The 19,535-nt window shown below is 35.8% G+C and carries 21 protein-coding genes and 1 pseudogene; 8 read left to right on the top strand and 14 right to left on the bottom strand.

Annotated elements, in window-relative coordinates:
- Positions 1-93 precede the first annotated feature (93 nt).
- Together LCM23_RS00930 and LCM23_RS00925 are read right to left on the bottom strand one after the other, a co-directional pair.
- Positions 94-573 carry a GNAT family N-acetyltransferase gene (locus tag LCM23_RS00930; protein ID WP_224935708.1) on the bottom strand — a complete coding sequence of 160 codons (480 nt, stop codon included), beginning with the start codon at positions 571-573 and terminating at the stop codon, positions 94-96.
- Positions 566-991 (bottom strand): VOC family protein, encoded by a 426-nt coding sequence (locus LCM23_RS00925; protein WP_224934721.1) that lies wholly within the window; start codon positions 989-991, stop codon positions 566-568. The genes LCM23_RS00930 and LCM23_RS00925 overlap by 8 nt, the downstream gene beginning before the upstream one ends.
- A gap of 137 nt (positions 992-1,128) precedes the next feature.
- On the opposite strand from LCM23_RS00925, the gene LCM23_RS00920 reads away from it, so the two are divergent.
- Positions 1,129-1,971 (top strand): hypothetical protein, encoded by an 843-nt coding sequence (locus LCM23_RS00920; protein ID WP_224934719.1) that lies wholly within the window; start codon positions 1,129-1,131, stop codon positions 1,969-1,971.
- A gap of 299 nt (positions 1,972-2,270) precedes the next feature.
- Positions 2,271-3,590: an alkaline phosphatase gene (locus LCM23_RS00915; protein ID WP_224934717.1), complete on the top strand. Its 1,320-nt coding sequence runs from the start codon at positions 2,271-2,273 to the stop codon at positions 3,588-3,590.
- Between the two features lie 40 nt (positions 3,591-3,630).
- Here the strand turns inward: LCM23_RS00915 and LCM23_RS00910 are convergent, their stop codons facing one another.
- The 5 genes from LCM23_RS00910 to LCM23_RS00890 all read right to left on the bottom strand — a co-directional run bounded on the left by LCM23_RS00910 (position 3,631) and on the right by LCM23_RS00890 (position 7,820).
- Positions 3,631-4,011 (bottom strand): SLAP domain-containing protein, encoded by a 381-nt coding sequence (locus LCM23_RS00910; RefSeq protein ID WP_224934715.1) that lies wholly within the window; start codon positions 4,009-4,011, stop codon positions 3,631-3,633.
- A 600-nt stretch (positions 4,012-4,611) separates the two neighbouring features.
- On the bottom strand, positions 4,612-4,821 hold the full coding sequence (locus LCM23_RS00905) for a hypothetical protein (protein WP_095370390.1): 210 nt from the start codon (positions 4,819-4,821) through the stop codon (positions 4,612-4,614).
- Positions 4,822-4,984: 163 nt separating this feature from the next.
- Positions 4,985-5,845: a helix-turn-helix domain-containing protein gene (locus tag LCM23_RS00900; protein ID WP_224934713.1), complete on the bottom strand. Its 861-nt coding sequence runs from the start codon at positions 5,843-5,845 to the stop codon at positions 4,985-4,987.
- Positions 5,846-6,889: 1,044 nt separating this feature from the next.
- Positions 6,890-7,348 carry a DUF3888 domain-containing protein gene (locus tag LCM23_RS00895; RefSeq protein ID WP_224934712.1) on the bottom strand — a complete coding sequence of 153 codons (459 nt, stop codon included), beginning with the start codon at positions 7,346-7,348 and terminating at the stop codon, positions 6,890-6,892.
- Between the two features lie 55 nt (positions 7,349-7,403).
- Positions 7,404-7,820, bottom strand: a complete 417-nt coding sequence (locus LCM23_RS00890; protein WP_224934710.1) for an NUDIX hydrolase — start codon at positions 7,818-7,820, stop codon at positions 7,404-7,406.
- A gap of 413 nt (positions 7,821-8,233) precedes the next feature.
- Between LCM23_RS00890 and LCM23_RS00885 the strand changes: the two genes are divergently transcribed.
- The 4 genes from LCM23_RS00885 (at position 8,234) to LCM23_RS00870 (ending at position 11,196) form a co-directional block, all read left to right on the top strand.
- Complete coding sequence (locus tag LCM23_RS00885; protein ID WP_224934708.1) at positions 8,234-8,791, top strand: copper resistance CopC family protein; 558 nt, start codon at positions 8,234-8,236, stop codon at positions 8,789-8,791.
- A 3-nt stretch (positions 8,792-8,794) separates the two neighbouring features.
- The gene (locus LCM23_RS00880; protein ID WP_224934706.1) at positions 8,795-9,895 is read left to right on the top strand and encodes a copper resistance D family protein; all 1,101 of its coding nucleotides are present in this window, start codon (positions 8,795-8,797) and stop codon (positions 9,893-9,895) included.
- Positions 9,896-10,292: 397 nt separating this feature from the next.
- Positions 10,293-10,577 carry an autorepressor SdpR family transcription factor gene (locus LCM23_RS00875; protein WP_095370398.1) on the top strand — a complete coding sequence of 95 codons (285 nt, stop codon included), beginning with the start codon at positions 10,293-10,295 and terminating at the stop codon, positions 10,575-10,577.
- Complete coding sequence (locus tag LCM23_RS00870; protein ID WP_224934704.1) at positions 10,558-11,196, top strand: SdpI family protein; 639 nt, start codon at positions 10,558-10,560, stop codon at positions 11,194-11,196. The genes LCM23_RS00875 and LCM23_RS00870 overlap by 20 nt, the downstream gene beginning before the upstream one ends.
- 48 nt (positions 11,197-11,244) lie before the next feature.
- Here the strand turns inward: LCM23_RS00870 and LCM23_RS00865 are convergent, their stop codons facing one another.
- From LCM23_RS00865 to LCM23_RS00850, 4 genes are all read right to left on the bottom strand, one after another.
- Entirely contained in the window at positions 11,245-12,894 is a 1,650-nt protein-coding gene (locus LCM23_RS00865; RefSeq protein WP_224934702.1) for an SLC13 family permease, read from the bottom strand.
- A 153-nt stretch (positions 12,895-13,047) separates the two neighbouring features.
- The gene (locus LCM23_RS00860) at positions 13,048-13,377 is read right to left on the bottom strand and encodes a DUF3870 domain-containing protein (RefSeq protein ID WP_224934700.1); all 330 of its coding nucleotides are present in this window, start codon (positions 13,375-13,377) and stop codon (positions 13,048-13,050) included.
- A gap of 66 nt (positions 13,378-13,443) precedes the next feature.
- Complete coding sequence (locus LCM23_RS00855; RefSeq protein WP_224934699.1) at positions 13,444-14,553, bottom strand: muconate/chloromuconate family cycloisomerase; 1,110 nt, start codon at positions 14,551-14,553, stop codon at positions 13,444-13,446.
- Positions 14,554-15,124: 571 nt separating this feature from the next.
- Entirely contained in the window at positions 15,125-15,706 is a 582-nt protein-coding gene (locus LCM23_RS00850; protein WP_224934697.1) for a TetR-like C-terminal domain-containing protein, read from the bottom strand.
- Between the two features lie 160 nt (positions 15,707-15,866).
- Here LCM23_RS00850 and LCM23_RS00845 point away from each other — a divergent pair, with 160 nt between their 5' ends.
- Complete coding sequence (locus LCM23_RS00845; protein WP_224934695.1) at positions 15,867-16,619, top strand: SDR family NAD(P)-dependent oxidoreductase; 753 nt, start codon at positions 15,867-15,869, stop codon at positions 16,617-16,619.
- Positions 16,620-16,742: 123 nt separating this feature from the next.
- On the opposite strand, the pseudogene LCM23_RS00840 reads toward LCM23_RS00845, so the two are convergent.
- A pseudogene (locus tag LCM23_RS00840) lies at positions 16,743-17,163 on the bottom strand (cytidine deaminase).
- A 101-nt stretch (positions 17,164-17,264) separates the two neighbouring features.
- On the opposite strand from LCM23_RS00840, the gene LCM23_RS00835 reads away from it, so the two are divergent.
- Positions 17,265-17,786: a P-loop NTPase family protein gene (locus tag LCM23_RS00835; protein WP_224934693.1), complete on the top strand. Its 522-nt coding sequence runs from the start codon at positions 17,265-17,267 to the stop codon at positions 17,784-17,786.
- 297 nt (positions 17,787-18,083) lie between these two features.
- Here the strand turns inward: LCM23_RS00835 and LCM23_RS00830 are convergent, their stop codons facing one another.
- Together LCM23_RS00830 and LCM23_RS00825 are read right to left on the bottom strand one after the other, a co-directional pair.
- Positions 18,084-18,407, bottom strand: coding sequence for a nucleoside triphosphate pyrophosphohydrolase (locus LCM23_RS00830; RefSeq protein ID WP_224934691.1), 324 nt, complete (start codon positions 18,405-18,407; stop codon positions 18,084-18,086).
- Positions 18,408-18,504: 97 nt separating this feature from the next.
- The coding region (locus LCM23_RS00825; RefSeq protein WP_224934689.1) for a coiled-coil domain-containing protein at positions 18,505-19,535 on the bottom strand (1,031 nt) is incomplete at its 5' end.

The raw sequence follows: 19,535 nt of genomic DNA, 5'->3' as shown, positions 1-19,535 counted from the left end.
CTACTACTCTATGATTCTATTACCATACCCTTTCTTTGGTGAAATATCCAATGAGTTGGAGCAATCTGATAAAATATTGCATAAAAAAGGGTGCTATATAAGCATTTTATATAATAACCACTCATCTCGGATAGGAATACCATTACTTGCCACAAATGGTATGGAAGGTTTTTCAGTTCGCGCTTTCTCTACTGCGTTTGGATAAAGTGCTTTTAATACATAACCGCGTTTTTGATAAAAAGATAATGCATGTAGATTATCATTGGTTGTGATGAGTTGAACCGCCTTTGCCCCCAAGTCTTTTGCCTTTTCTTCAATAACACACATCAAACTTGAACCAATCCCCTGCCCTTCATAGACACTGTCTAACGAAATGACTTCACATATATCTTCATTATGCCTAATGTAAGTCACTAGGCCAACAATCTCACCTTTAGTACCCTTATATACATAGCCATCCAGCTCATCACAATGATAGACGCCAGAGGAGAGAACCATCTCTGTCGTGCCCCAATGTTTCGAAAAAAAATCACTCACTTTTTCTCTATTATCCTCGTCTATCATCTCAATCATAGATAACATCCGTTCTCCTTTGTTTAAACGCTGGACTTAACTCACTCCAAACATCAAATTGATTGCCATTACAATCGTAGAAAATAAAGTTCTTGCCCGTATGACCACGATCTTCCATTGCTTCTACCAACACATCTTCCTTTATAAAAAGTGCATGCAATCTTTCCAGCTCAGCTAACCCGTCCACTTCAAAAGTAACAGAAAAATGTTCTCTGCCTTCTATGTCAACAAATTGGGAACGCTCTCCACCTTCTGCTTTTACTAAAAAGATACTTTGATTCGCTAAATCTAGAATAGCTTTATGTTGATCCTTATAATTAACAGTTGCACCCAGATGTTTCTGATACCACTTTGCGGATTGTTCCACATCTATTACAGGTAGATAAGTCGTTCCTATTCTTACTAGACGTTCCTTCATTTCTTTATCAGCTCCTTATTGCTAAAATATTCGCCTTTGCTCTTAGATTTCCTTTCACTTAATGAAAATGGAAGGATTCTAACAGTTGAGAAGCGAACACTTTATTAGCATTAAAACTAATAAGGAGGCAGCATCATTTGAGAATCATTGATACAGTTGGAGATTTTGTGAGCCATTATCAGCCAACATCCGAATACTTAGAACAGTACTATCATCAATTTCAAGCAGACTATGATGTTTATTTTGCCCATCATTGTTTACATATTGAAACAAAAAAACGAGCTGCATTGAAGAAACACTCACCTAAGCTACCAGAACTTTTACCGATGAGAGACTTATTTCTTGAACACATACCAAAAATACTTCAACGATATGAAGAGATGTTTGATGTGAAATATACTAAAACAGTCCGCTTGCTCGTCGGCTTATACGGTAGCAATGCCTTTGTGTATCAGCAATATCATCCTGATGTAGCCTTTTGTCTAGAAAAACTCCCCTATAACGAAACCTATATTAAACTTATTATTGCCCATGAGTTTGGACATGTCATGCATTATTTATATAATGACATCTATTCGCAAGATTGGCATCTTGTCAATTGGACTCATCCCTATACATGGCTCTTACAAGAAGGCATCGCAACGACCCTTTCCACGCTATTAGTAGAAGCACGATTAGACGAACATTTCGCCTTTGAAGAAGACAGAGAGTGGCTTGACTTCGCTCAAAAAAATGAAAGTTTGATCGCGAAACAGTTTCTTTGTGATATGAAGACCATTAACGATAGTCATACAATTTATAAAGAATGGTTCTCTATTAATGGAGGGAAAAACTTCAAGCAGACCCGCTTAGGCTATTACCTTGGCTATCAAATCGTTATCGCATTATTAACACAGTATGATATAAAAGAAACATTCACCATTTGGAAAGAAGATGACTTTCTTTCTATAATGGAACAACAGCTTACAAATATGACATGACAGACATCGCGATTTGTAGTAGTCCCCCTTCTACTAATCGCGATAAGCAATCATGTGTGTAAAAGCCCTTTACACCCCCTTCACGCAACTTTTACATAAATTAGAACAAAAGTGCGATTGCCACAACAAGTTCAGCAAGCATTCTTTTCTTTCATTCGTAAAAACCCTTCTAAATCACTCCTTTCTGCCACTAATTACCCATTTTTTCTTCTTTACTCTTTTTTCACCCTCTCTTTATCAAGCGTTAAAAATTCCACCTTATAGTTATCTTGTACAAACCATTTTAGGGGGGAAGAAACATGTTGAAAAAGACTTGGAAAAAGAAACTATTGTCACTCGCACTTGTATCTACCATTGCTGTCGGGGGCATCTCTACCGTACTACCTGAGCAAGAAGTAGAAGCGAAAGGGAAGCCAAAGGGGAAAGATAAAGCACAAAATGTCATTTTCCTTATTCCTGACGGTTTTTCCGCAGCCTATGCAACAAACTATCGTTGGTATAAAGGTGAGGATACCGTTCTTGACTCGATGAACATAGCGATGCAACGTACATACTCAGCGAACTCCAATATTACAGATTCAGCAGCTGCCGGAACAGCGATGGCAACTGGCGTAAAGACCAATAATGGTATGATAAGCACCGATCCGACTGGTAAAGAACTAAAAACGATTTTGGAAGAAACAGAAAGAAAAGGGAAATCATCTGGGCTAGTTGCCACTTCAACGATTACCCATGCGACTCCAGCAGCCTTCGCTTCACATGTCGCTTCTCGTGCAGATGAAGCAGATATTGCTCCTCAATTACTCGACAATGATGTGGATGTCATCTTAGGTGGAGGACAAAAATACTTTACTGACGAATTAATGGATGAAGCAAAAGACGACGGATACCAATTAGTTACAAATAAAAGAGAATTGGATCGTGTGAAGAAAACGAATAAAGTGCTTGGTTTATTTGCCGAAGAAGGAATGGCACCGGAACTTGATCGCGAAGGCACACAACAGCCTAGTCTAGCAGACATGACGGAAACGGCTATCGATACATTGAAAAAGAATAAAAACGGCTTCTTCTTAATGGTGGAAGGAAGTCAAATTGACTGGGCAGGGCATGCGAATGATGCAGCATGGGCAATGAAAGACAGCGAAGCTTTCGAAGAAGCTGTCATTGAAGCAATGGATTTCGCTAAGAAAGATGGCAATACGCTTGTTGTTGTAGCTGGAGATCATGATACAGGCGGAATGTCTGTTGGCGGTTACGGAAATGGTAGTGCTAATGTGGAAATGCTACGAGATGTGACGGCTACAGGTGACTATATGGCATCCAAACTTAATAAGAAACGGACAAACGCTAAGAAGGTGCTAAAAGAATATGCAGCGATTGATTTAACGAAAGCTGAAGTCAAAGCAATCAAAAATGCTGATAATCCAGCTTCATCCATCAATCAAATCATTTCAGAAAGGGCATCTATCGGTTGGACAAGTACCGGCCATACAGGAATTGATATCCCCGTTTACACTTATGGCCCAGGATCAGAACTGTTTACTGGCACAATGGAAAATACAGATTTACCAGTAAACATGGCAAAAGCGATGAAAATGAACTTTAAGCCTGGAAAATAAAAATGAAACAAGCCATCTCCAATCAGTTGGAGATGGCTTTTTAATCTACTAAAACTAACCTTCCCGCGCCTCTTTCTAATACATCCCCCGCACCCGGAAATATAAACGTCCATGGCATTGACGTATTTGGCTCAACAAGTATTTGATTCGTTGTAAAAATATGTTGAGCAAGTGAGGTTCCATCCTCGGCTAAATAAGACACAGCAGTATGCTCTAAAACAAAGGCTTCTTTCGTTGTATTTTGAATCAGTACCGAAATCAATAAGTCCTCTCGGTGATTTTTTGCTTGCCAAATAGAGGTAAAACCAATCATTCCCTTATGTAGATGAGGAACAGATTGACTATAAATCCCCTCAATCTCTTTACGGTCCTTTTCCGATAAGGTAGAGGCCCATTTTTCTTGAAAAACTAATGAATGCATAGCTTCATCCCTTTCCTAATTAACTTAATATTAGACATTTAACTGGTAGAAGTAAAATGAAATAAAATTACCTTAATTAACATCTGAAAGATTTTATAATAGAGAAGAGGACATACGAAGCTTAACGGACGGTTCGAATAGTAAGAACATTAACAGAATAACCTTGTTTTTACTAGGATTGGACAAAGAAAGTGCTCATGCATGAACTCAATTTAACCTATTAAAAGCAGCTCCATGTTCAATATACTTTACTCAAAGGAGTCCTTATCTTGATTGTAGGTACCATTGATATAACCGGTTCTATATAAGTACAGTGGAAAAAACTCTTAACAAAGGAAACATATAGCGAAAACGCTTGGCTACAACATGCCACAAACCAACTGGCTAGAACTTTATTCACTTTTAAAAGTCCTGACAAAAGCACGTGGACAACAAAGTTGAAAAGTATTGTCATTTTACATTATTAAAGAGGAAATAAATTTAATCACCAAAACAGTCATGACACAGTCATAACCGGATGGATAAAGGAAAAAAAGGGAACCACACAAGATTTGTGTGGTTCTTCAATGAAGACAGATTCATTTGACTAGCTACCGAACATCAATTCACTTTTCTATGTTGCTGATTTAACTTCTGGATAATCGTCTGATAAAACTCCACTTTTTCCTTCTGCAACAAAAACATCTGATGATTAGGGTTCTCCTCTTGCATTGGTCGTAAATCATCAAACAACGTTTTATGAACATTTACAACATCCTTAAGAATATCAATAACGGCATCTAATTCCTTTTCATTCAATCTCTGTGACATAACGAGTCCATCTTTCTATATTTGAATTGAGTTTCTTATTTCCACTTAAAAATGAGTTTAATATATTTTTTTACCTCCCTACTTGGTATAGTATGAGTTTTATTTATTCAATATTTTAACTCAATTTTCTAGGTAGGATAAATTCATGTCATATTTGAAAACACTAATGTTCTAAAAACTTCTCTAAATATTCTTCGTGGTTTACTGCTAATAGGATTGAACCTAAATCATGCATAATTTGTATTGCACTTTTACATTTTTCAATTCCTTTTTCTTTTTTCTGTGTTTTTATATCGTACAAACCTTTTAAGAATAATAGTTTGGTTTTCTCAAAATATAGGACTTTATTTTCAAGCATTTCATCTACTATCTTGATAAAATATAATGATTCTGAAATTCTGTTGCCTTCAATACAAAAAACAGTTGCATTTAACAATATACCTACAACTTCATCTCTATTTACATTTAAATTCATATAAAGTTTAGACCTTTTAAGTATCTCTTTCGAAAACAAAATAACTGAATCAAGTGTTAATATACTCAAAGAATTCCCAAATAAAATATTTTCATAATAACCCCATGTTTCAACAGACAGCAAATAATCACTCAAATATGTTTTATCTTCGGCTGATATATCGTATTGATTTCTCAAATCACAAACTAAGGCACTAATCATTATTGAGTTAAGTTTATATGTATTTCTTTTGGTTTCACTATATTTTGCTAATTCCTTTTTTTTAAGGGTTTCTAATAAAATAATATTATTACTTTCATACGCAGATCTTACGTTATCTAACATTACTTCGTGTTCCATAAGTTTGTAATCATTTGCAATAAAACGAAATTCTTCTAATGTTATATTCATCTTATTAAGTAATGAATAAAACTTAGAAAGAGAAATATCTGATTCATCACGTTCAAATTTTGATAAAAATGAGACACTAATATCTCCTTGTGCTATATCTTTTAATGAGAGGTTTTTTGCCAGCCGTATGGTTCTAAATACATGACCAATTTTATTCATAGTATCCTCCGATTTTCATATATGAAAAAAAACAGGAATTATTATTTATTTATATTATCATTATTAGGAATAAATTCATACAAAGGTGGTATGTAAATTGTTAAAAATTATCTTCAAATTACTCACAACTAGCTTGGGCATAACAGTAATTATCGGTGCGAGAAGCATCATTACTACTTTATAGATTTAATACTATTTTCTCCTAGAGCCCTATCAGGGTTCATTCTTTTTATAGGGCTTCCTACATGTTATTTTACATTTTTTGCACATTATATATTAATGTAAAGTGTATATTATTAAATAAAAAACTATACAATGGACAACCAACAAAGAATTTAACCTTCGTAAGCATCGAAACACACGTTACTTCAATATAAATCTACATTATTATTTAATTTCATTACAAAACCCCTACTAAGGTATTTTCCCTTCAATACAAATATCAGAATACCAGTTTGGCTTAACAATAAGTAGAGGTAACTATCTTTTTATATTTACATTAATAGTTAAATTATAAGAAAAATAGTCCTGAATAAACAGAACTATTTCTTCATTTTTAATATTTAATATGATAGTGTCAAATAGTTTTCATTAGTGTATAGAAGTATTGCCCATTGTTCAGTTATTGGTAAGTTTACAGATGAATGGGCGTGTGCAGCTACTTCATTATTACTATCCGATAAGTCAATTGACCAGCCTGTCGTTAATAATTGAGGCGCATTTTCGAATCTTTATGATTTCCGAAAACAGTTAATTCTGTTTCTGTTCAGTCTTTTATCCTACATGAATACCACATCGACTTTTAATGTAAAATAACAGCAATGAGCATGAAGAAATGATTCGAGAACTTAATAAATATAATAATGAACAAAGCAGGGAGCGCCAACAAGAAGAAGGTTAATAAGGCTGTACCTATTCCTACAAAGTCAGAAGAATAAGGGTTAAAAAAAGTAAACATCCCCAAATTATCATACTTATTAATCCCGCTATGAACCCGACCACTCTAGATATCTCTTTCAACCCAATCTCCTCTCTTCCATTGAACTAACTCCCCTTATACACAGCCTCTCTATGCTTATAATCTAATAACTCAACTTCCGTAGATGCTAAGCTCTTATTGTTTTTCTGTGTGTTTAAGGATTGAGGCGAAATGCCAAAAGTAATTGTATCAACACCCAATTGACTAGACTTATTATTATCATATGGCAATACCGTTAAACTAATCAGAAAAGAATGTCCCAGTTCATTACCTTTCTTCCATTGCTTCATTTCAACAACGTTATAGTCTTTTGCTTGCCAGTCAAATTGGATCACAGTATCCTTTTGATAATAATCATTTACTGCATTCCTTACCTCATCATTCAATATAGCTAATACAAAATGGTCTACCACTTGTTCCTTATCTTTGGCATCATGTTGTTTATATTCTTCAGCATGTACCTTCTCCAGACATACATGGCAAGCAAGTAAATATATAAGCAGAAAAATGGCGAATTTTCTCATGAAAAACATCTCCTTTTTAACATTTTTTGCTAATGGAGATCGTTTTATACGAAAACTAATTTCCCTCAAAATAATAAAGGGCAGATTGTTTTAATAAATAATGAATACCCTTTTGATGATAAGGCATCCAAGTTTCCGCTTCTGCGATACTCATCCATTTCACCTCTTCTATCGTCTCCCTATCATTTATTTCAATCTCTCCACCAATGATTTTCGCCTTAAAAGTAAAGAAAATCGCATGAAAATTTTCCTTTTCCATAAAGGCTTCATTAATTGAGACAATATCGCCAAGTGCAATATCCAAACCTGTTTCTTCCTTTGTTTCTCTAATTGCTGCCTCTAACAATGTTTCGCCTTTCTCTACCCCTCCACCAGGTGGGGACCAATTATTATGTTTAATATTCTTTACCATCAAGATATTTTCTTCGTTTTCGTCGACAATCAGTGAATAAGCTACATCTACTCGATTCATTAACTTTTCTCCTTTTGTAAATATTTTTATCATTTAGATTTTAACGACAAAAGATGATAAGAACAATATTTTTAATTGGCGAGAAATATATATGAGGGATTTATGGAAAGATAAAACGGATTCGACGTTCAACCTAAGGTAATTAGATACAGGATATTTACATACAAATTCCATATTTTCTACACATTAATGTCATGAATCTAACATTTTTTCTACAGTGGTGTTCTCTTTTTTAATTGATTGTGTTTAATTGTTAAGTGAAGGGGCCGCCTTTCGCTACTTAAGAGACTGTTTAGTCATAACAGTATTTTAGAAATTCACAAAAACGACACCAATCGTACACAGGTAAAAGGTTGTATCTCCTTTCTCAATTTAGTACGCTAATTACGAAAAAAAGTTTTGGAGGTCATGATATGAAAAAATTATCTATGCTACTGTTCGTAGTGACATGTTTATTTATTAGCACCAATACCGCATTTGCACATACTCATTTAGATGGTTCAAACCCTGAAGATGGTGCGACTGTTACAGAATCAATTGATACGATTCAATTATATTTTGACACTGTTATAGAAGATAACGCTTCTTTGCAAATTGAAAATAGTGAAGGAGAAGTAGTCGAGGCGAGTGACATCACTGTTAATGAAGATGAGTTAATTGCTACTTTTTCTGAACCAATCGCTAACGGTAATTATACGGTAAGCTGGGAAATCATCGGAGTAGATGGTCATATTATGCAAGAATCTTATGGCTTTGAAGTCAATGTTCCTGAAGAAGAGGTAGAAGAAGATACAGCGGAAATGGCTCCATCTACAGAAAATGAGGAGCCAACTGTAGAAGAAGACGAGACAACACCATCCAACGACACAGCGGATGAAACGGAATCAAACTCAAACGGGTTATTGATTGGTATCATTCTTGTTGCCATTGTTGCGATTATTGCCATCATCTTATTAAAAAGGAAAAAATAATCGATGTTTTTTCTAACCATTTTGAGTGAGGCACTTCTCTATTTATGTTTTGCTCTTCTTGCAGGCACCTTTATTTTACGATGGGTGCCTGCAAATTCTAAGCCACCTGTGAAAGTATCCATCTCAATACAATTAGTGGCGACAATGGGGATTGCCTTATTATCTTTCATTCCCTTAATACAATTAGTTACCCATCTCGCCAAACTTGATGGGCTGGGTTCTGCCTTTGAAAATATATTACTCAGTTTCCGCGTAGGGAATGCTTGGCTTTTCACATTCATCATTTGTATCGTTCTGGCATTTTACATTACCCTTTTTGGTGAGGATAAAAGAAAGGTTTCCATTATTGGAGAAATGATTCTTCTCTTCCTTCTTACCATCGGTGTCGCCTGGTCAAGCCATGCTGGCAGTATGCAAGGAGTTTATGGGATTGGAATTCATGCCCTTCATCTAATTGCCGTTTCTGCTTGGGCAGGGGTATTACTCGTCGTATCCTGGTTTTCACGGCAAACAACTAGTTGGTTGCCTTTTCTAAAATGGTTCCATCTAACAGCCATTATCTGCTTTTTACTGATTGTTTTAAGTGGTATTCTTCTAACGAATGTGACGACTGCTGAAACAGATTATAAAGATGCCTTATTGGTTTCATATGGTCAAGGGCTATTGCTAAAACTGCTTTTTGTTATGCCTTTAACTGTATTCGCTTTGATCAATGGGTTTTGGATGAAACACCGCCTAAAAAAAGAGTCTTCGTTCAACCCGAAGCCATGGGTTCGTGCAGAATTTCTTATCATAACCATTATCTTTATCCTTACAGGTATTTTTAATGAGCAGTCTCCACCAATGAACATCGACAATCTAATTGCTCATAGTGGCTATGCACCGATATTAAATCTTTTCTATCAAGGAACACTTGAAGGAATTTCAGTTTCATTTATTTTCACTGAAGTGAGCATCATATTCGGCATCCTTGCCCTTAGCTGCCTTGGTGGAAGCTTAGTCCTCTTTAAAATGAAACAACATGTTGCACTTTCGTTTTTAGCTTCTGTTTTATTTGTATTAATGGCATACTTCGCAATGATACAAAGCATCGCAGTTAATTAACATTGAAACTATCTGTAACACGAAAAAATGTTGGTTTAACATTAACATTTTTTCGTGTTATTTTTTTTCGTTTCTTTCAATTTCATATGGTTAAAGATGTTCAAAGTATGTCCTCAATTTTTTGGCCTTTTTACTTCTTCTTATTCAGGTCCTTCTCCTTAATACACTTCCTTTTCAATAATGAATGGATACATAGCCCCCTTTTACATTCACATATATAACGATTATGATTCATTCCAAAACGATCTATACATTCATAATGGGGGATGAATATTCCTAAACCTAGAGCCCATCGCAAACCTATTTAGAAATTTTTCGAAACAGATAGTGATTTTTTACATATCATGTTATATAATCTATTTAGAGATATTTCTAAATAGATTAAAGAGGTGTTATCGTGGGGTTTCCAGATACATTTAAGGCTCTTTCAGACCCTGTGCGTAGAGAGATTCTTGTCTTACTGAAAGATAAAAAGCTATCTGCCGGTGAGATTGGGAAGCATTTTGAAATGACAGGAGCAACCATTTCTTATCACTTATCACAGCTAAAAAAGGCAGACCTTATACTTGAAAGCAAGTATAAGAACTTCATTTACTACGAATTGAATATTTCCGTATTTGAAGAAATTATGCTGTGGTTTACACAATTTGGAGGGAAAGAAAATGACAAGAAAAATGAATAGGACACTTGTGATTACGACGTTACTTTGTTTACTTCCTATTATTCCTGGCTTGATTGTATATCCTGATTTACCTGATCAAATCGCCATCCACTGGAATACAGCAGGTGAAGCTGATAATTTCACCTCCAAAGCCATTGCTGTGTGGGGATTGCCCCTATTAATGGCCGCCATTCACTTATTTACTATTTTTATGATAAATAATGACCCAAAGAAAGAAAATACCGCTAAAGCACTCAAACAATTAATTATATGGGTAATTCCAATTATGACGCTTATCATCGTCCCCATCACCTTATTCAAAGCACTCGGCTATGACATCCGTATTGAATCTATTGCCCCTATTCTGGTAGGACTCATTATCATCATTTGTGGAAATTATATGCCTAAAAGTAAGCAAAATTTCACGGTAGGAATCAAGCTACCTTGGACACTTACAAGTGAGGAAAATTGGAATAAAACCCATCGATTAGCCGGTTATTTGTGGATTATTGGTGGGCTTGGTATGATACTCACTGGATTTATCAACTTTGCTCAGATTCTCATCATGATTATTTTAGTTGTGATGATTGTCATCATACCAACTGTTTATTCTTTTGTGCTCTATAAAAAAGGGATATAAGTAGAACAAAAGCCTTCTCCTATACAAGGAGTAAGGCTTTGTTTTATTTTATTTCAAAGCTGATGGATATTCGAACAAGTTCAGATTAAATACCATTGGATAAACGAAGTAAACAAATAAGATGATAAGAACGATTGCTAAAATAGAGACTAATGTTCCTCTTCTTAACATATCAACAATCGTTACTTTCCCTGTACCAAAAATAATTGCTTGAGATGGTGTACCAATCGGTAGCATGAAAGCAAAACCAGCACCTAAAGCAACAGCTGTCATTAATGGTAACGGATGTGCATCAATTGCTAACGCAAGCGTAGCCGCAATAGGTACAAATATAGTTGTCACAGCAGTATTAGGGGCAATCTGAGTAATACCAATTGCTAATAAGGTCGATATAGCCAGAATGACAATATATGGCGTTCCTTCTAACAATAATAGCTGACTACCAACCCAAGATGATAAATCGGTTTGACTGAATCCAGCCGCAATGGCTAAACCTCCTCCGACCAAAAGCAAGACATCCCAAGGCATTTTCTTAAGAGAATCCTGACCGAGTAATCTTCCTCCGTGCTTTTTAGATGCTGGGATTAAATAAAGTAATAAGGCACCGGTAATCGCAATCATTGTGTCACTTATGCCCGGAATGATATCTGTCCAGAGGAAAGATCTTGTTAACCACATAAAAGCCGTTAATGTGAATACTAACCCTACTGCCTTTTCTTCAAAACTCATTTTTCCGAGATTTTCCTTCTCATCTATTACGAATTGTTTTCCTGATTGCAGGCTTTTAACATTCATGGGGTAGGCAATTTTAGTTAAATAAAAAGCTGTTGCAATACCTAGAATGAGGATCATTGGAAAAGCAAATAAAAACCATTTAGCAAATGATATTTCTATACCGAACATTTCAGTTACTAATCCTGCCAATATCAGATTCGGTGGCGTTCCAATCAGTGTCGCACTTCCTCCGATAATTCCACCAAAGCCAATAGAGAAAATGATAGATTGAGTGAACTTCTTTTCTTCTGCAAAAGTATACTGTCCCTCTTTTTTCATTAATTCTCCTACTTTGAAAGCAATCGCTGTTCCTATCGGTAACATCATCATTACAGTCGCCACATTAGAAATCCACATAGAAAGAAAACCTGTCGCGAACATAAATCCATATACAAGACCTGACGTACTTGTTCCTACAAGGCTAATGATTGACAACGCGATCCTTTCATGAAGATTCCATTTCTCAATCGCAAGCGCAATCGCAAACCCGCCAAGAAAGAGGAAAATATTAGGATCCCCGTAACTACTTGCTGCTTCACTACCAGATATTGCTCCTAATAAAGGTAATAATACAATCGGTAACAAGGAGGTTAATCCTAAAGGCATGACCTCCAAAATCCACCATGTTGACACCCAGGCTGTAATAGCCAGGACTGCTTTTCCTTCATCACTCAATCCATTTAATGGCAGTATCAACCAGATCATGAAGAATAGAACAGGACCTAATAGTAATCCGATAACCTGACTAGTTTTGTACGAACCTTGATTGTTTTTACGATTATTCTTTTCCCCTTTATCGCTTGATGAGGTTGATATCACACTTGTCTCCTTCACTTCACGTAAACTAGCAAATGTTAATAAATCTTTCGACCGCTTATGCGATTGCCAAAGCGTTTGATTCACTTGTTTAAATAGATTACTCATTTTATCTAACTCCTTTTTAAAAACGCTTTCATTATGGGTAAAAAAATGGCCCTCCAAAAAGCAACACAGTTAATTAGTGCTCTTTTTAAAAGGCCGAATAGTTTATCTAGTTTTATTTCAAGTAGAGTCTTGAAACCGTAAATAAACGGGCAATTATTCAGTTGGTTTTTTTAGAAAAGTATCACGATACTTCTGGTGCGCGACTTTTAAGGCTACAATTAAAGCTTGTTGTGAAGGAATAATACAGTTCATCTCTATATCTAAAATCAAGTCTGATATATCTATACTAAAATCTGTCCCAATAATCATTCTCTTCAAATAATCTTTGGCAAGTCCTGTCATAAAAGTAGAATCGACATTAACAATCGTATGACTTTGTTTATTTATCTCTAGCATGATTCCAATCTGTTTATTATTTTCATACATAGGCGTATTTTGGGGAGCCTTCGCATACGCAGTTAAGAAAGCTGTTGACATCGCCATTTATAACACTCCTTTAACCATACAGTTAATTCTATTCTATCAGAATATTCTGCCCTAACCACTTTTTTATCTTTGGTAAAATTCAACTTTATCCTTATCTATTTCCATTCCAAATCCAGGACCGTCTGGAATAATTAACTCAAAATTTTCGAAGCGCAAATTGTTTACTGTTATACGATCCTTAAATAATAAAGGACCAAACAATTCAGTACCAAATGCAAATTCGCCTATTGTAGAGTAAACCGAAGCACAGACAGCTGTTCCTAATGTTGATTCAATCATTGTCCCACCATAAAGGCTAAACCCAGCACCTTCAGCAATAGCTGCTACCTTCTTCGTTTCTAATAATCCACCATGCTTACACGGTTTAAGGGCAATGCTATTCCCCGCACGCCGTTTAGTAATCTGAAAAACATCATGGATAGAATTAGCTGCTTCATCAGCCATAATTGGAACAGCATATTTCTCTGTTAATCTAGCCATTCCCTCTAAGTTCCATGTGGGTAAGGGCTGCTCTACCATTGAAACACCACCTTCTTGAAGTGCTGCAATACAATAATCAGCAGTTGTTTCATCCCATGCCTGATTAATATCTACCGTTACTCTTGCTCGATCACCCACGGAGCGAATAATCTCCAATACATGGTTCACATTTTTATATGGATCGCCCTTCCCTATCTTCAATTTAAAAATTCTATGACGCTTTTCCTCTAAAAATCGTTCCGCCTCCGCGATGTCTTTAGCTGTATCGCCACTTGCCAATGTCCACGCAAGTGGGAGAGAAGAATGGATTTTCCCCCCAAGTAATTCATATGCTGGTAATTGTTTTTCTTTTGCTGCTAAATCAATTAACGCTGACTCGACTACAGATTTAGCGAAATAATTCCCTCTAACCACTTTATTTAAATCGGCCATTATTTTCGCATAATCACTTGTATTTTTACCAATCAAATGCGGTGTAATGTAAGTATCAATATTGACCTTAATCGCTTCCGGTGTACCTTCTCCATAAGATGCACCACCGATCGTAGCTACTTCTGCCCAACCTTCTTGGCCTTCTTCGTTTTGAATACAAACCAATACTATCGCTTGTTTGGTTATTGTGTGCATCGCCAACTGATGTGGTCTAATTATTGGAATATCTAAAATAAAACTATTAACTGAACGAATCTTCATTCTGTTCTCTCCCTTTGACAATCCATAAAAAACCTTCTAAATAAATGGATAGCAGTACACCATCTATATTTCAAAGGACGGGCGTTTACTAATGGAGATTAAAAAAGGGAATTTTTAATCGTTAATAAACAGGCTGCTTTACAGAAGTTCTTTTTTTAAATCATGTTCCTAAAATTAAATCCAAATTTGGTTATATCATTCATCTCTAACGATTCCATCGTCGGTAACATTTATCTCCTATGCTCTTTTCAATAAAACTAGTAATTGGAGATATGCGTACATACTTCATGATGAAGTATTTCCACTCTGAAACTTTCATTCTAATATATTGACTTTTCAAAGCGCTTACATGTTTATTGTCACAAGCTAACTACTCTCGTTTACCCATACCAATATAAATAGGCTATCTCAAATACAACCGTCACCATACATTTGACAGTTATAGTTTAAGATAGCCATTCGTTCATTAGTTGTTATTACAGAAGGTTATTCTCTAATAGCTAATGAATAGGCATTAAGTTTGATTAGTTACTATTATAATCTCTAATTCTGAATTTTCAAGTACTTTTTTCTATTTTAAATAAAAAGGCCCCTTCGCCGCTATTAAGGTCAATTCTTCTGCAAGTTTTTGCGATGATATCGGAAATCCCTCTTCTAGCCACCATACAATGGACCCAATCGTACCGCTTAAAATATGAACTTCCCTTACTTTTCTCTCTGATTCGCTTAAGGCAGGAGTTTGTGTGACCGTACCAAAACCTTGGTTTGTAAATTTAATCATCCATTCTCTTAAAGCTACTGTAAATAATGGCAAACGATGCTCCACTAATAAGCAATGATAAAGCACTTGTTCACTTTTAATATATTCTAATAATTGCACTAAACCTGGATAAGGCTCTTGTAGTGATTTATGTTCTGGAAGAGAAGGAACACTATTTACGATATCCGACCAATGTTGGAAAAGGCGATTAACATAATAGGTAACAAAAGCTTGTAAATCGGCAAAATGTAAATAAAAGGTCGTGCGGTTGATTTTCGAAGCTTCCGTTAGCTTCTTAATATTGATTTGCTCGATGGCATCTGATTGGAGTAAATTTGTAAAACCTTTGCACAACAAATCAAAAGTTTGCAACACCCTTGGGTCTTTTATCACAAAATCACCATCCTCAACACATACTTTATTTATGTCTATCTTCTTAGAAAATAAGGTTTCTTTGTACCTAACAACATCTCAAATAGTTTATCATTTAAATAGACAAGGTGTCTAACACTGAACTTGTCGACCAATTTTATTCGCAAAAGGGGATGTTTATATGAGTAAGAAAACAGCAGTTATAACAGGTGCAGGTGGAGGAATTGGACGCGCTTCTGCGATTAAATTAGCAGAAGACGGTTTTAACTTAGTCATCGTTGACTTCAATGAAACAATTGCCAATGAAACACTCGATCTAGTAAAAGAAAAAGGGGTGGAAGCCATTTTCATCAAAGCAGATGTATCTAATGCGGATGATGTTAATCACTATGTCCAAAAAGCAGTGGATACTTTCGGCACCATTGATGTATTTTTCAATAATGCTGGAGTTGTACAAAAATTCTCGATGTTCGCTGATATCGAAGAATCCGAATTCGATCGTGTGATGAATATTAATACTAAAGGAGTTTTCCTTGGAATGAAAGCGGTTTTAAAAGTGATGGAACAACAAGGCCATGGACACATCATCAATACCGCTTCTACTGCTGGCGTTCGTTCTGAGCATAGTGCTGCAGCCTATTCTGCCAGTAAACATGCTGTAGTTGGTTTAACAAAAGGGGCTGCACTCGAATATGTATCAAAAGGGATCCGTGTAAACGCCATCTGCCCCGGTGGCGTAGCCACTCCACTGACTAAAGGAGTGGAAGAACAAATGAAAACAACTGGTTATGTCCCTGCTGAAATCAGTGTGATGCGTATGGGTAGATATTCTGAACCTCAAGAAATCGCGAACGTGGTGAGCTTCTTAGCATCTGATGCATCAAGCTACATGACTGGGACAACAGTGATGGTTGATGGTGGCTTGACACTATAATTTTTCACAATAAACCACATCTGAACATAAAATCAATTTTAAAAATGATTTTATGAAGGGTGTGGTTTTATTACTACTTACACAAATAGCTTTTATTTGATTATATTTATACATTAATCCTAATCAACGCAACTTTTCTACTTTGCTATTAAAGCGCTCGATTTCTTCAGCTGGATAAGCATTTGTCCAATGAAAAGGTTGAAGTTCTCCTAAAGGAACAAACTTAAGTAGCTTTTCTTTTGTCGTTACTCCGACTCTTACTTTCGGTCCCCAATAGCGCAAACGCTCTTGACAAATACCACATGGTGAAAGAACCTTGAAGGGGCTATTCTCATTATCGTGTGACATCAATATTAAATTTATGTGCTTCACAAATGGCACCAACTTCAATACATAACTCCGTACTAGCGTTAAACGTGACTGGTGCGACACTAATGAGATAACGTTCATCACCAGTATGAATCACAGCCGCTCCACCCCACCCTTTAGGATAGCGCTCTTCAATAAATGTGATGGCTCGGTTGTACATTTCCTCTTCAATCATTCTCTTTTCCTCCTATTGACAGTTACTATCATTTTAAAGGAAAATGAAGCTCTCTAATAGCGTTAATTAAGCTTATTGTAGAAGAGGAGTGAGTGTGTCGTATGAAGAAAATCATGGTTATAGGTGTATCTGCAGGTGTTGGCAAGTCTACTTTTGCTCGAAAACTTGGCAAGAAGCTACAAATAGATGTCCATCATTTAGATACCTTATACTGGCTCCCCAATTGGAAAGAATCAACAAAAGAGAGATTCATTCACCTTCAACAAGACATTATAAAACAATCTGAATGGATTATTGAGGGGAATTACACTAGTACCTTCCCCATTAGAACAGCAGCAGCAGATACAATCATCTATTTAGAACTCCCTCTCTCCACCTGTCTCTACCGGATTTTTAAACGCCGTATCCAATTTCATAAAAGATCAAGACCTGAAATAGCTGAAGGCTGTCATGAAAAAATTGACTGGGTATTCTTTAAGTTTATCGTGACTACTTATTATAGAAGAAAGAAAAAAATGCATGAGCGGTTTCGTAAATATAAAGATACTAAGCCAAATTTGAAGATAATCACACTTAGAAGTAGCAAGGAAATAGCAGCTTTTTTAACAAAGGAAAAACTCTAGAGCCTTTACCCCTCTAGAGTTCACCTATGCAAATTACATCGTTTTCTCTATTTGATATACTTCTTTTCTCTCTAAATAGGATATCCGTAATTTCACAGATGGCTAATACTTTCCCTCCCTCAAACATCCTCCCCATGATTTAGCACCCAATAGACAGTCTTTCTGTTGTAAAAGACAGCGTCAACGAACTTATAAGGAAATGTGACATAACAAGAAAATCTATGATGCATGCATCATGTGCTTTCTTATGTATCCTTTTGTAGTACCATTGATTTTGCCTTAAACATTATAATAAACTTATTCTTGCACATCTATCAAAAGCACCCTACCCTCGAACCTTCCTCTTTGTTGAGCTTTTGTCCTTCTAATCTCATCTAATTCATCCGTTGACATTTGTTGGGCTTCTGCTAATGCATAAACGACTTCGAGAATATCAGCTAACTCTTCACCTTGATCCTTCAAGTGCCCTGCCTCTAGATATTCATTCACCTCTTCTTGAAGTTTATCTTTAAGTGCCATTGTATATTCGGAGTGAGATAGTATTCTTGTATTGTATGATTTCCCTGACTTTTGGATGATGTCGGGAATTCTATCACGCACTAGTTTGTTATAAGTTGGCAAGAGAAGTCTCCTTTCTATCTATCATAATCGAGATTGACTAACGCTAATACTAATCAAAATTCACGGAACTAGCTTTAGCGCTACTCATTTTGCGAATTCAATGGCAGGGTGGTCTTTTATTAGAAGCGACTTTACTGCTTGTCCTGCTTATGTGACAAATTCTTCTTTGATTAGTAGCGATTTCACTGATTACCCTACTTATCTCTCTAATTCTTCTTTTATTAGTAGCGATTTCACTGGTTGCCCTACTTATCTCAATAATTCTTCTTTGATTAGTAGCGATTTCACTGGTTGCCCTACTTATCTCAATAATTCTTCTTTGATTAGTAGCGATTTCACTGGTTGCCCTACTTATCTCTCTAATTCTTCTTTTATTAGTAGTGATTTCACTGGTTGCCCTACTTATCTCTCTAATTCTTCTTTTATTAGTAGCGATTTCACTGATTACCCTACTTTTCTCACTAATTCTTCTTTGATTAGTAGCGATTTCACTGATTACCCTACTTTTCTCACTAATTCTTCTTTGATTAGTAGCGATTTCACTGGTTACCCTACTTATCTCAATAATTCTTCTTTTATTAGTAGCGATTTCACTGATTACCCTACTTATCTCAATAATTCTTCTTTGATTAGTAGCGATTTCACTGGTTACCCTACTTATCTCTCTAATTCTTCTTTGATTAGTAGTGATTCCACTGGTTGCCCTACTTATCTCAATAATTCTTCTTTTATTAGTAGCGATTTCACTGATTACCCTACTTATCTCTCTAATTCTTCTTTGATTAGTAGCGATTTCACTGGTTGCCCTACTTATCTCAATAATTCTTCTTTGATTAGTAGCGATTTCACTGGTTACACTACTTATCTCTCTAATTCTTCTTTGATTAGTAGCGATTTCACTGGTTGCCCTACTTATCTCTCTAATTCTTCTTTGATTAGTAGCGATTTCACTGATTACCCTACTTATCTCTCTAATTCTTCTTTGATTAGTAGCGATTTCACTGGTTACCCTACTTATCTCTCTAATTCTTCTTTGATTAGTAGCGATTTCACTGGTTACCCTACTTATCTCTCTAATTCTTCTTTGATTAGTAGCGATTTCACTGGTTACCCTACTTATCTCTCTAA

The sequence above is a fragment of the Cytobacillus kochii genome (assembly GCF_020171845.1).
In the GTDB taxonomy this organism is placed as follows: domain Bacteria; phylum Bacillota; class Bacilli; order Bacillales; family Cytobacillaceae; genus Cytobacillus; species Cytobacillus kochii.
The sequence above is the reverse complement of the archived record's forward strand: the minus strand, read 5'-3'. Positions and strand labels throughout refer to the sequence as shown.

Coding starts and splice junctions, on each gene's coding strand:
- LCM23_RS00835 (WP_224934693.1), top strand. CDS start 17,265: ATGAAGAAAATCATGGTTATAGGTGTATCTGCAGGTGTTGGCAAGTCT.
- LCM23_RS00890 (WP_224934710.1), bottom strand. CDS start 7,820: ATGAATCGAGTAGATGTAGCTTATTCACTGATTGTCGACGAAAACGAA.
- LCM23_RS00925 (WP_224934721.1), bottom strand. CDS start 991: ATGAAGGAACGTCTAGTAAGAATAGGAACGACTTATCTACCTGTAATA.
- LCM23_RS00870 (WP_224934704.1), top strand. CDS start 10,558: ATGACAAGAAAAATGAATAGGACACTTGTGATTACGACGTTACTTTGT.
- LCM23_RS00865 (WP_224934702.1), bottom strand. CDS start 12,894: ATGAGTAATCTATTTAAACAAGTGAATCAAACGCTTTGGCAATCGCAT.
- LCM23_RS00910 (WP_224934715.1), bottom strand. CDS start 4,011: ATGCATTCATTAGTTTTTCAAGAAAAATGGGCCTCTACCTTATCGGAA.
- LCM23_RS00885 (WP_224934708.1), top strand. CDS start 8,234: ATGAAAAAATTATCTATGCTACTGTTCGTAGTGACATGTTTATTTATT.
- LCM23_RS00905 (WP_095370390.1), bottom strand. CDS start 4,821: ATGTCACAGAGATTGAATGAAAAGGAATTAGATGCCGTTATTGATATT.
- LCM23_RS00845 (WP_224934695.1), top strand. CDS start 15,867: ATGAGTAAGAAAACAGCAGTTATAACAGGTGCAGGTGGAGGAATTGGA.
- LCM23_RS00930 (WP_224935708.1), bottom strand. CDS start 573: ATGATTGAGATGATAGACGAGGATAATAGAGAAAAAGTGAGTGATTTT.
- LCM23_RS00900 (WP_224934713.1), bottom strand. CDS start 5,845: ATGAATAAAATTGGTCATGTATTTAGAACCATACGGCTGGCAAAAAAC.
- LCM23_RS00855 (WP_224934699.1), bottom strand. CDS start 14,553: ATGAAGATTCGTTCAGTTAATAGTTTTATTTTAGATATTCCAATAATT.
- LCM23_RS00880 (WP_224934706.1), top strand. CDS start 8,795: ATGTTTTTTCTAACCATTTTGAGTGAGGCACTTCTCTATTTATGTTTT.
- LCM23_RS00860 (WP_224934700.1), bottom strand. CDS start 13,377: ATGGCGATGTCAACAGCTTTCTTAACTGCGTATGCGAAGGCTCCCCAA.
- LCM23_RS00895 (WP_224934712.1), bottom strand. CDS start 7,348: ATGAGAAAATTCGCCATTTTTCTGCTTATATATTTACTTGCTTGCCAT.
- LCM23_RS00915 (WP_224934717.1), top strand. CDS start 2,271: ATGTTGAAAAAGACTTGGAAAAAGAAACTATTGTCACTCGCACTTGTA.